This is a genomic window from Pelagibacterium flavum (assembly GCF_025854335.1).
Classification (GTDB): Bacteria; Pseudomonadota; Alphaproteobacteria; order Rhizobiales; family Devosiaceae; genus Pelagibacterium; species Pelagibacterium flavum.
Genome location: NZ_CP107716.1, coordinates 658633 through 670000, shown reverse-complemented (window position 1 = coordinate 670000; position 11368 = coordinate 658633). Strand labels below are relative to the sequence as shown.

Genomic DNA, 11368 nt, shown 5'->3' with positions numbered 1-11368 from the left:
TCGTCGGCTCAAAGCGCGACGCCCCAGCCCACCTCGCTGGTCGGCAAAACAAGGCGCGCCAAGCCGGTCACTCAGACCCATTCTGACCTCAGAGTCATAGAAACCTCGATCCGCGAGGTGGTCGATGGTGTCGCCCGCATTCGCAACCAGCCCTTCACGACCATCAACGCGACGCTCGCCACCGCCGCAACGGTATTGTCCGAGGACATTCCCACCTACGACCCGGTGGCGCTGCTTGCGCGGAACGAGCCTCTGCGCGCCAATCCAGCGTCCGAACTGGTCAGCACCGACATATATGGAGCCGATGTCGAAGGTGAGGTTACCGTGCGCACCGCGGCGCTCGAGCTGACCGACGCGCCCCACAGGGCGATCAGCGACATGAGTGCGGCCCAGTTCGTGCGCCTCTCCGTCGAAGGGGCTTATACGGACGCCGAAGGGCCGCTCATGGCTTACGCGTCTCCGACCGCCAGTCTTCGCGACCTGGGTATCGAGATTGCGCCGGGAACCATCGAAGGTGTTGCAGAGAACGTCACTGTAATGCCCAAGACCCGTCTGGCCGAAGACATGGGGCATTTGCGCACCGAGCGCGTCCTTACGATCCGCGAAGAGACCCCGCTCGCCGAGGCCTTCATGCGCAACGGGTTCACGACCCAGATGGTCACCGCCGTTACGCGCGCCATGCAAAATGTTTATCCTCAGACCGATCTGCCTCAAGGCACGCGCCTACGGATCCTGTTTGGCGCCTCGCGCGGATCCCAGACGCTCATCCCCTATCGCGTCAGCATCTATGACGACACAGTTCACCGCGTGACCGTGGCCCTGACCGACCAGGGCCGGTACGTTACCGCGCTCGAGCCCCCCAAGATCGAATTCACCGAAGAAGATACCGAAGAGGTCAATGTCGGCAACCTGCCTTCCATCTACCGCTCGATCTGGGAAACGGGGCGCAAGCACGGACTCGATGACGCAACCATCGACCGTATCGCGGCCATGTTTGCCTATGATCTTGATCTGACCCGGCGCGTTTCACCCGGTGACTCGATTGAAATCCTGCTTTCGGGCACCGTCGAGGAAGACAGCCAGGATCTTCTTTATGTCGCGCTGACCTTGTCCAACACCACGCGCGAGCTGTTCCGCTTCCAGACTGAAGACGGGGTGATCGATTTTTACAATCCCGACGGCGAAACCGGAAAACAGTTCCTGCTGCGCCGGCCGCTCGAAGGCGGCGGCACGCTACGCTCGCGCTATGGCTATCGCCGCCACCCGATTTTCGGCGACTATCGCCTCCATACCGGAACCGACCTCGCCGCTCGCACCGGCACTCCCATCTATGCAGGTGGCGACGGCATCGTCGAGATGGCGCAATGGTATTCGGGATATGGCCGCTATGTGGAACTGCGCCACGCCAACGGCTACAACACCGCCTATGGTCATATGAGCGCCATTGCCGACGGTATCACGCCGGGCGCACGCGTTACTCAGGGTCAGGTGATCGGTTACGTCGGCTCGACCGGTCAGTCGACCGGCCCTCATCTCCATTACGAAATCAAGATCAACGGCAATACCGTCGACCCGCTCGCCGTCAAGCTGCCCCGGGCCAACTCCCTGCCCCAGCAGTACCAGAGCGAATTCGCATCTACGGTCGCCCAGGTTCGGGCTCTCGTCGAACAAGAGGGCACACCGGTTACCCCGCCGGTAACGGTTGCGACAGCGCCGGTCACGACGGCCTCCAATTAACCCGCGGGGTTCTGCTCACTCCATACGGCGAGTTCATTCCCGCCGGGTTCGCGGAAATGGAACCGTCGGCCGCCGGGGAAATCGAACTGTTCGCGCGTGATTTCTCCACCTGCCGCTCGCACCGCCGTCTCGGCCGCATCCAGATCGGACGTATAGAGAATGACGAGCGGTAATTTGCGTTCTCCTTCCGCCCGCGAAATCCCGCCATCGAGCTTTGCATCCTCGATCCCGAGATAGTCGGGCCCATAGTCGGTGAACCGCCAGCCGAAGGCCGAAGCGAAAAAAGCCCGGCTTGCCGAAAGATCCTCACTATCAAATTCAATATAGTCGATGGCCGTAGGCATTAAGAACTCCCGCATGTTCTCTTTACGTTCTCACTCTTGCTCACTGCTGTCAATATCCAGCGGCGCCAAAAGCGAGAAACGGCGATACTAAGATCAGCGCTGGCCCAAACCGCTCCTCTTCTGCTATAGCCTCCTCAACATAAGGCTCCCAATCATGTCATCTGATACTGACCACGCGCCGGCGGACCTGCCGGCATCAATCCACGTTGCGCTGGCGAGCGCCCTTGCCGCCCATGGCTATACCCAGCTCACGCCCGTGCAGACGGCGATGCTCGATCCCGCTCATGACGAAGCAGACCTGCTGGTTTCGGCCCAGACCGGCTCGGGCAAGACCGTGGCATTCGGCATAGCGATTGCCTCCACGCTTCTGGGCGATGCCGAGCGGTTCGGCGCCGCGCAAACCCCGTTGGGGCTGGTGATCGCACCGACCCGGGAGCTGGCACTGCAGGTGCAGCGCGAGCTCGCCTGGCTGTATGCCGATGCCGGCATCCGCATCGCCACCTGCGTCGGCGGCATGGACATGCGCGACGAGCGCCGTGCACTCGACCGTGGTGCCCATCTGGTGGTGGGCACGCCGGGGCGACTGCGTGATCACATCACCAAGCGCTCCCTCGACCTCAGTGATGTGCGCGCCGTAGTGCTCGACGAGGCCGACGAAATGCTCGATCTGGGCTTTCGCGACGATCTCGAATTCATCCTGGCCGCCTCGCCAGAAGAACGCCGCACCCTGCTGTTTTCGGCCACTGTGCCCCGTGCCATCGCCGATCTGGCCAAGACCTATCAGCGCGACGCTGTCCGGGTGGCGACAACGGCAGCGACCGAACAGCACGCCGATATCGACTACCAGCTCATGGTGGTCCACCGCGACGAGCGCGAACACGCCATCATCAATACCCTGCTCACGTCCGACAGTACCAGCGCCCTGGTGTTTTGCCACACCCGCGAGGCGGTGCGCCATCTTGCGGCGCGACTGACCAATCGCGGTTTTGCGGCCGTGGCGCTGTCGGGCGAGTTGGCCCAGTCCGAACGCTCGAGCGCCCTGCAGGCCATGCGCGACGGACGCGCCCATGTTTGCGTCGCTACCGATGTTGCAGCGCGCGGCATCGACCTGCCCAATCTCGACCTCGTGATTCACGCCGATATCCCTTCAAACCCCGCGACGTTGCTGCACCGGTCTGGTCGCACCGGACGAGCTGGACGCAAGGGCGTTTGCGTGCTTGTCGTCGCCGAACACCGGCGCAAGGCGGCAGCCCGCGTCCTGGCCATGGCCAAGCTTTCAGCGACCACCGTCTCCGCGCCGACCATCGCCGATATCGAAGCACGCTATCGCCGCCAGATCCTTGACGCCGCGGTCTCCGCCCCTATGCCCGAGGAGCATGAAAACGAATTCGTGGCCGAGCTCTTGGGCAAGGTTTCGCCCGAGCAACTGGCCGTCGCCTTCCTGCGCCAGCAATTGGCCAGCCGGCCGGTGCCCGAAGAGACCTCTTCGGTGTCCCTGGCGGGCGACGGCCCCAAATCCAAGCGGCGCGACAAGCGGGCCGAAGGTGGACCGGCATACGATCCCATGGCCCCGCGCGAACCGCGCGGACCCGACATGGTGGGCGGAGTTTGGTTCACCCTTTCGCTGGGCCGCAAGCACCGGGCCGATCCCAAATGGCTCTTGCCCATGATCTGCAAAGCGGGCGGGGTAACCAAGCGCGAAGTGGGCTCGATCAAGATCGACGACACCGAAACGCGCTTCGAGATCGCCGCCGAAAAGGCCGATGACTTTGCCCAGCAGATCCGGCGCACCGGCAGCCTGGAACGCGGCGTTACCATCGCCCCGGCCGGCCGCGGTCCTTCAAAGCCGCCCCGCGCCAGGGAAGGGTATGAGCCAAAACCCAAATTCGATGCCAGGCCAAAATCCGAGCCGAAGGCCAAATTCAAGCCCCGTCCCAAGCGTGAAGCCGGCCCCGGCGACGCGCCGCGCCCGGCCAAGACCGGATCAAAAGGGTTCGGCAAGAAGGGGCGCAAATAGCGCCTTTCAGCTAAAGCCCGACCCAAAGGGCTCCAAGCGCCAACGCAGCCGGCAGAGCCTGAATGAACAGGATCTTCCGGCTCGCCGTGGCCGCGCCGAACAGGCCAGCCACCAGAACGCAACCGAGAAAGAACACTTTGAATTCGGCGTTTGCTGTCACGAGGCCATAAACGAGCCCGGCGGCGAGAAATCCATTGTAAAGCCCCTGATTGGCCGCCAGCACAGTGGTCTTGTCGGCGAGCTCCTGACCAAGACCGAAGGCCTTAAGGCCCAGCGGCTTGTTCCACTGCGTCATCTCAATGAAAACGATATAGAGATGGATCGCGGCAACGACCGCAATCAAACCATTGGCAAACATCAAAGCCCTCCCCTTTCCACCCAAGCAAGGCGGGTATCGGTCTCCCCCAAACAAGCGGCATGGCGTGCCGCTTTGCAAGCGGCGATTGTCCCATCCGCACAGCGATATCTATTGCCCACGCCAAAACCTCCGACGGCCAATGACCTCGGGCTATGATCGCCATTCGAGCTTAGCTCTCATGGCCTTCTCACCTCCAATCGGCCACCGGCACGATTGGCCGAAGGACGGATCGAAGTAGACGGCATGGGGCGATGAACGCTCCGCACTGTATTTTTAGTATATGAAGCGATCATCGCCCCACGCATCCGGGGTTTTTGGCTTAGTCGCCCTTCAGAAGGCTAGGGTCAATCCCTTCTCCCTTTCGGGAGTACGACGGCGTTAGCAAAATCGCGCCAGCCTCAAAACCGAGATCAGGCGGCCGGTTCACGCCGTCCGGCGCTTGTGACGTTTGGGCCTTCCCTGCGGCGACCCGCAAGGAACCCGGACCGACCCCGCCCAAACGTTCGTTGCGCTTGCGTCCATATGCGCGGGTTCGTGAGAGGGAGTATGGGGGAGGTTGTGGGTGCGGGGATAAGTTTCTTTGCGGCTGGGGCGTGTGGGGGCTCATCATGATGGATTCCGGGAACAAGCCCCGGAATGACAAGGGAGGGGTGGCATGTTCTCCAGAATCCCACACTCCTCCCCGCGTCATCCTCGGGCTTGACCCGGGGATCCGCTGCATTGGGCAGCCGGTGAAGGGGTTGGGGGCGATGGGAGGGCGGCGCGTACCACCTCTGCTGCGCCTGCGGACGCTCTGCAGATCCCCGGGTCAAGCCCGAGGATGACGGGGGGTATGGTTGGCGGTGGCGATCGAGACGAGAGCGGGCCACCGCGCTTAACTGTCCCGGACCCGATCGGCGACCCGGCAGCCCCACCCCTGATCTGGAGCAAGCGGCAGGACACATGGGCCACGGCGTTCGCCGGGGCAGCGAGGGTGGTGGGGAACGTTGGAAAAGGAAGGTCGTAGGGCCGGCGCCCTTCACGACCCAGAGTAAGAAGAGGCAAGCGGCGGCGCGTGGCCGGTTGCGGGAGCCGGGCCAACCATTCATCTTGTCCTTTCTGGCAACCTTTTTTTCGTTCAGCTCGTTTTCAGGTGCGGGGAACTAACACTCGAACACAATGCGCCTTCATGTCGACGGCGCCGCCATGGAGAACAGATTATGATCAAGTCCATTCTAGCCGCCACCGCTCTTGCAGCCTTTCTCGTCGCCCCCGCCTTTGCACAGGATCTCGACCCCAATGGGACCTGGGTCGATCGGTGGGGCACCAGCTTCACTTTCGAGATGTGCGGTGACGGCACCCAGCTTTGCGGGGTTCTCAACGACATCCAGGGCGATTCGCGCACCGAGGAAAATCTGGCCTTTGTCGGCCAGGAAGTGGTTCAGGGCACGCAGGTCGGCCCCAACAAATGGGAAGGCACCATCGCGCTCAATGGCGGCAACGCCAAGGCCATCGTCGAGATGACCGGCCCCGATACGCTCAAGATCACCGGCTGTCAGGCCGCCATCTTCTGCTCGAGCATCGACTACCAGCGCTCCTAAGCCAGCTTGAGCACTGATAGAAGGGCCGCCGCGAAAGCTGCGGCCCTATTTGCGTATGCACGGGCCGAACAGCCATTGCCCGCAAAAGGGCGCAAGGTCAGTATTGGCGATCGACCGTCCTGGACGGGGCACTGGAGATGCGATGAAAAAGCACCGAATTTTTACGATGAGCTTTGCGTCCGTTTACCCTCATTACGTCGCCAAGGCCGAGAAAAAGGGCCGCACAAAGCAAGAGGTCGATGAAATCATCTGCTGGCTGACGGGCTACGGCCGGAACCAGTTAGACAACCAGCTTGAAGGCGGAACCGATTTCGAGACCTTCTTTGCCGAGGCGCCGAAACTCAACCCCTCGCGGACACTCATCAAGGGCCTGATCTGCGGCATCCGAGTGGAAGAGATCGAAGACCCGCTCAAGCGCGAAATCCGTTACCTCGACAAGCTGATTGACGAGCTGGCGCGGGGGAAAGCGATGGACAAGATTTTGCGACAGGGGTGAGTCCCACCCTGGTCCAACGAAAAAGGCCCCGTCTCCGGGGCCTTCTCATTTGCTCGTACAGGGCGCCTATTCGGCCGCCGTGTCGACCACTTCACCTTCGATCACGGGCAGGATCACCAGCCCGCCATCGCCGGCGTCGACCTTTACCATGCTGCCGTCGGTGATCTCACCGGCCAGCATCTTTTCGGCCAGCTCGTCCTGCACCGCACGCTGGATAACGCGCTTGAGGGGCCTTGCGCCATAGGCCGAGTCATAGCCTTCGTTGGCCAGCCAGTCGCGTGCCGCTTCGGTCACCTCAATGGTGATCTCGCGGGTGTCGAGCAGCTTCTGCAGACGCTTCAATTGAATATCGACAATGGCACCCATCTGGCTGCGTTCGAGCCGGTGGAACAACAAGATTTCGTCCACCCGGTTCAAAAATTCGGGCCGGAAGGAGGCCTTGACCGTATCGAGCACCTTGCCGCGCACCAGCTCTACCGATTCGCCATCGGGCTGGGCCGCCAGATATTCGGACCCCAGGTTCGAGGTCATGATGATCAGCGTGTTGCGGAAATCGACAGTGTGGCCCTGACCGTCGGTCAGCCGCCCATCGTCGAGCACCTGCAGGAGCACGTTGAAGACATCGGGGTGCGCCTTTTCGATCTCGTCGAACAGGATCACCTGATAGGGCCGCCGGCGCACGGCTTCGGTAAGCACACCGCCCTCGTCATAACCGACATAGCCCGGAGGCGCACCGATCAGACGGGCAACAGCGTGTTTCTCCATGAACTCGCTCATATCGAGCCGCACCATGGCCGTTTCGTCGTCGAACAGGAATTGGGCCAGCGTCTTGGTCAATTCGGTCTTGCCCACGCCCGTGGGACCTAAGAACATGAACGAGCCGATCGGCCGGTTGGGATCCTGCAATCCGGCGCGAGCCCGGCGCACGGCGCGCGATACCGCCTCGACCGCCTCGGACTGGCCGATTACGCGTTTGGCAAGCTCGTCTTCCATGCGCAACAGCTTGTCGCGCTCGCCCTCGAGCATCTTGTCGACCGGAACCCCGGTCCAGCGCGACACGACCTGGGCGATATGATTGGGGGTGACGACCTCTTCGACCATATCCGAATCCGGCTGGGCTTCGTGGGCCTCAGCGTCTTTCAGGCGTCGTTCCAGATCGGGGATCACCCCATAGGCCAACTCGCCGGCGCGGGCGAGGTCACCCTTGCGCTGGGCCAGTTCGAGCTCGGTGCGGGCCGCATCGAGCTGCTCCTTGAGCTTGGTGCCCCCGGCCAGCCTCTCTTTTTCCGAGAGCCAGCGCTGGGTCATGGCGTCCGATTCTTCCTCGAGCCCGGCCAGTTCGGCTTCAAGCCGGCCAAGGCGGGTTTTGCTGGCATCATCCTCTTCCTTTTTCAACGCTTCGCGCTCGATCTTGAGCTGGATGATGCGCCGATCGAGCTCATCGAGCGCTTCGGGCTTGGAATCGACAGCCATGCGAAGCCGCGCCGAGGACTCGTCCATCAGATCGATGGCCTTGTCGGGCAGGAAGCGGTCGGTGATGTAACGGTTACTGAGCGTTGCCGCCGAAACCAGCGCCGAATCGGAAATCCGCACGCCGTGGTGGAGTTCATATTTTTCCTTCAATCCACGCAGGATCGAAATCGTGTCCTCGACACTGGGCTCGTTGACGAACACCGGCTGGAACCGGCGGGCCAGCGCCGCATCCTTTTCGACGTGCTTTTTGTACTCGTCGAGCGTCGTGGCGCCCACGCAGTGCAACTCGCCGCGTGCCAAGGCGGGCTTCAACAGGTTCGAGGCATCCATGGCGCCATCGGCCTTGCCCGCGCCGACCAGCGTGTGCATTTCGTCGATGAACAGGATGATCTGCCCTTCGGCGGACTGAACTTCGCTCAAAACCGATTTCAGCCGCTCTTCGAATTCGCCGCGATATTTCGCACCGGCGATCAAGGCGCCCATATCGAGCGCAAGCAGCGACTTCTTTTTCAGCGATTCGGGGACGTCACCATTGACGATGCGCAGCGCGAGACCCTCGGCAATCGCCGTCTTGCCCACGCCGGGCTCACCGATCAGCACCGGATTGTTCTTGGTGCGGCGGGAAAGCACCTGAATGGTGCGCCGGATTTCCTCGTCGCGGCCGATCACCGGGTCGAGCTTGCCTTCGCGCGCGTCCTCGGTGAGGTCACGGGCGTATTTCTTGAGCGCGTCATAGGTGTTTTCCGCGCTCGCCGAATCGGCGGTGCGGCCCTTGCGGATCGCTTCGATGGCGGCGTTCAGCCCATTGGCGGTGACGCCAGCCGAGGCAAGAATCTTGCCCGCATCGGTGTCTTTTTCAATCGTCAGGGCCAACAGCATGCGTTCGACAGCGACAAACGAATCGCCGGCCTTTTGCGCCGCGGCTTCTGCGGTCTCGAAAACCCGGGCCAATTCGCGGCTGAGGTAGATCTGGCCGCTATCGCCGGAAACCGAGGGCAGCTTTTTGAGCCCGTCTTCAACTCCGGCCCGAACCGCCTGCGCATTGCCGCCGGCGCGATCGATCAACCCGGTGGCCATACCTTCGGGGTCATCGACCAGAACTTTAAGGATATGGAGCGGGCTAAACTGCTGATGGCCGCGCGACAGCGCCATCTGCTGCGCGCTCTGGATGAATCCGCGCGTCCGCTCAGTGTATTTTTCGATATTCATGCTTCAACTCTCCTTTGCTGGCGCGCTGCCCCTGCCCGCTTCGCGGCACATGAGACAACGCCCGAAGCGTTGACTTTGGATTTAGCTCAGCCCGGTCTGGCCGGCACTGACTCAAGTCAAAGGATATATGGGAGCACAATCGCAAAGAAAAAGACCGGGCGCGATGACCCGGTCCTTTTTTATTCCTGGTTTGGCAAAGCGCCTATTCGGCAGCCGCTTCGCGCCCCGCGGTAAGGAACGCGGGCAATTCGGGCGCCGGCTCGTTGCCATCATCGTCCGACTTCTTGCGACGCGGACGGCGGGGCTTTTTGGGAGCCTCTTCGGCAGCAGGAGCGGCGTCCTGGCCACTGGCCGTTTCAGCAACCGCTGGCTTTTCGCCTACAGCAGGCTTTTCCCCTTCGGCGGACGCGTCCGCGGTCTCTTCGGTACGCTCGCGGCGCGGACGGCGCTGGCGCCGCGGACGCGGCTCGCGCTGTTCTTCCGAACCGCCATCGCCACCGTCCGAAGCTTCGGAATTCTGGTCGGCATTGCCACCGGAATTGCCCGAATTGTTTTCGTTCTCGTTGTCGTCATCATCGTCGGGCGTGGTATCGACGCTGTTGTCCTGGCGCGGCTGATACTGGGCCTGCGCGGCAAGGATGATGCGAAGATAGTGCTCGGCGTGCTGGAGATAATTCTCGGCCATCACGTTGTCACCGACCGAAGCCGCGTCACGGGAAAGCTGGGTGTATTTCTCTGCAATATGGGCAGCATTGCCGCGGATTTTCACATCCGGGCCATTGCTCTCATAGCTTCGCGACAAGGGATTGCCGCCACCACCGCCGCGCCGCTGGTTATTGTTGTTGTTCCGGCCGCGCGAACGCTGCTTGTTGTTGTTCTGCTGGTTTGGTCTCATGTGCTCGCTTCAACACGTTCCGTGAAGGTATGCGCTTAATAGGGGCCTTTGCCGCCAAAAAAAGGACGACGGGCACAAAACTCGGCTGACACGAACCGACATCCGGTTCGCGCTGTGCCGATCGCTCTCTCTGGTTTCCCCAAAAAGGCTGTGTGAGCTCCGACCCTGTCTGATGCTGCGCCAACCCTCTGGGAGGATGGGTTCCGCGAACGGCTTTACTCTATGCCGCCGATGTCAGGGTGGGGTCCACCGCGATGAACAAGCACCGCGTCAGCACCGGCAACCTAACCGCATATCCTTCTCATTCCAAGAAAAATATTGGCTTTTGGAGAAATTCACCGAGACGCTGTGTCATTTGGGTACGCGCGCCGTGACCATCCGGTCGTGACCGGCAAGGTCTTTGGCAATGGCGATGTCGCAAAAGCCTTCAGAGCTTAAAAGCTCATTAACCATGTGGCCCTGATCAAATCCGATTTCAAGGGCCAGCACCCCGCCCCTCACCAGATGGGCGCGTGCCTGCGCAGAGATGATCCGATACGGGGCCAACCCATCGGGTCCCCCATCGAGCGCCGCCATGGGATCGAAGGACTTTACCCCCGGCTCGAGCGTTTCAATCGTCGCGCTGGCGATATAGGGCGGGTTGGAAACGATCAGATCGAACTTTTCCTCGCCCAGCGGCTCAAACCAGCTCCCGTGTCGCGCCCCGAACCGATCCGCAAGCCCTAACGCTTCGGCATTGGCCTGGGCCTGATCGAGCGCATCGGCGGAAATATCGACGCTCACCCCGCTCGCCTTGGGCAGATTGGCCAGCACCGCAAGAAGGATGCAGCCCGTTCCCGTCCCCAGATCGGCAACGCTTGGCGCGGGATGGGATTTGAGGTGCTCGATCGAAAAATCGACGAGCATTTCGGTTTCCGGGCGCGGGATCAGCGTGGCGGGATTGAGCCTGAAATCGAGCCCATAAAATTCCTGCACACTGAGTATGCGCGCAACGGGCTCGCCGGCAAGGCGGCGGGCGACGAGCGATTCGAGATCTGAGACTTTTCCGCCGGGAACCGGATCGGATTCCGAGAGGATAAGTCCGGTAGCATCGAGACCGAGGACATGGCGAACCAGCAGCCGGGCATCGAGCGCCGCCATGGGTATCCCGGCCGTGTCGAGACGGTCGCGGATGGCGCGCCAGGTCTGGCCAATGCTCGGAACTGAAGACCCCATCATTTGTCCTTTATTCCGCCCTCTTCCCGGTCAAATATGCTCGC

The 11368-nt window shown here is 61.8% G+C and carries 9 protein-coding genes (1 of these 9 cut by a window edge); 4 read left to right on the top strand and 5 right to left on the bottom strand.

Going from position 1 to position 11368, the window contains the following annotated elements; genetic code table 11:
• Positions 1 to 1737 carry the 3' portion of a M23 family metallopeptidase gene (locus tag OF122_RS03425; RefSeq protein ID WP_264226449.1) on the top strand. The gene continues 243 nt to the left of window position 1, outside the view, so the window shows 1737 of its 1980 coding nt (coding positions 244–1980); the start codon falls outside the window, past its left edge; the stop codon is at positions 1735 to 1737.
• On the opposite strand, the gene OF122_RS03420 is transcribed toward OF122_RS03425, so the two are convergent.
• Positions 1734 to 2081: a VOC family protein gene (locus OF122_RS03420; protein ID WP_264226448.1), complete on the bottom strand. Its 348-nt coding sequence runs from the start codon at positions 2079 to 2081 to the stop codon at positions 1734 to 1736. The two genes, OF122_RS03425 and OF122_RS03420, sit on opposite strands and share 4 nt — an antisense overlap.
• Positions 2082 to 2235: 154 nt before the next feature.
• On the opposite strand from OF122_RS03420, the gene OF122_RS03415 reads away from it, so the two are divergent.
• Complete coding sequence (locus OF122_RS03415) at positions 2236 to 4098, top strand: DEAD/DEAH box helicase (protein WP_264226447.1); 1863 nt, start codon at positions 2236 to 2238, stop codon at positions 4096 to 4098.
• A gap of 10 nt (positions 4099 to 4108) precedes the next feature.
• Here the strand turns inward: OF122_RS03415 and OF122_RS03410 are convergent, their stop codons facing one another.
• A complete protein-coding gene (locus OF122_RS03410; protein ID WP_264226446.1) occupies positions 4109 to 4456 on the bottom strand; it encodes a DUF1304 domain-containing protein in 348 nt (115 codons plus the stop codon).
• 1199 nt (positions 4457 to 5655) lie between these two features.
• Here OF122_RS03410 and OF122_RS03405 point away from each other — a divergent pair.
• Together OF122_RS03405 and OF122_RS03400 are read left to right on the top strand one after the other, a co-directional pair.
• Positions 5656 to 6036 carry a DUF2147 domain-containing protein gene (locus tag OF122_RS03405; protein WP_264226445.1) on the top strand — a complete coding sequence of 127 codons (381 nt, stop codon included), beginning with the start codon at positions 5656 to 5658 and terminating at the stop codon, positions 6034 to 6036.
• 142 nt (positions 6037 to 6178) lie between these two features.
• Positions 6179 to 6532: a DUF2200 domain-containing protein gene (locus OF122_RS03400; RefSeq protein WP_264226444.1), complete on the top strand. Its 354-nt coding sequence runs from the start codon at positions 6179 to 6181 to the stop codon at positions 6530 to 6532.
• 66 nt (positions 6533 to 6598) lie between these two features.
• On the opposite strand, the gene clpB is transcribed toward OF122_RS03400, so the two are convergent.
• The 3 genes from clpB to prmC all read right to left on the bottom strand — a co-directional run bounded on the left by clpB (position 6599) and on the right by prmC (position 11324).
• Positions 6599 to 9214 (bottom strand): ATP-dependent chaperone ClpB, encoded by a 2616-nt coding sequence (gene clpB, locus OF122_RS03395; RefSeq protein ID WP_264226443.1) that lies wholly within the window; start codon positions 9212 to 9214, stop codon positions 6599 to 6601.
• A 202-nt stretch (positions 9215 to 9416) separates the two neighbouring features.
• A complete protein-coding gene (locus OF122_RS03390) occupies positions 9417 to 10109 on the bottom strand; it encodes a DUF4167 domain-containing protein (RefSeq protein WP_264226442.1) in 693 nt (230 codons plus the stop codon).
• 351 nt (positions 10110 to 10460) lie between these two features.
• The gene (gene prmC, locus OF122_RS03385; RefSeq protein WP_264226441.1) at positions 10461 to 11324 is read right to left on the bottom strand and encodes a peptide chain release factor N(5)-glutamine methyltransferase; all 864 of its coding nucleotides are present in this window, start codon (positions 11322 to 11324) and stop codon (positions 10461 to 10463) included.
• Positions 11325 to 11368: the final 44 nt, after the last annotated feature.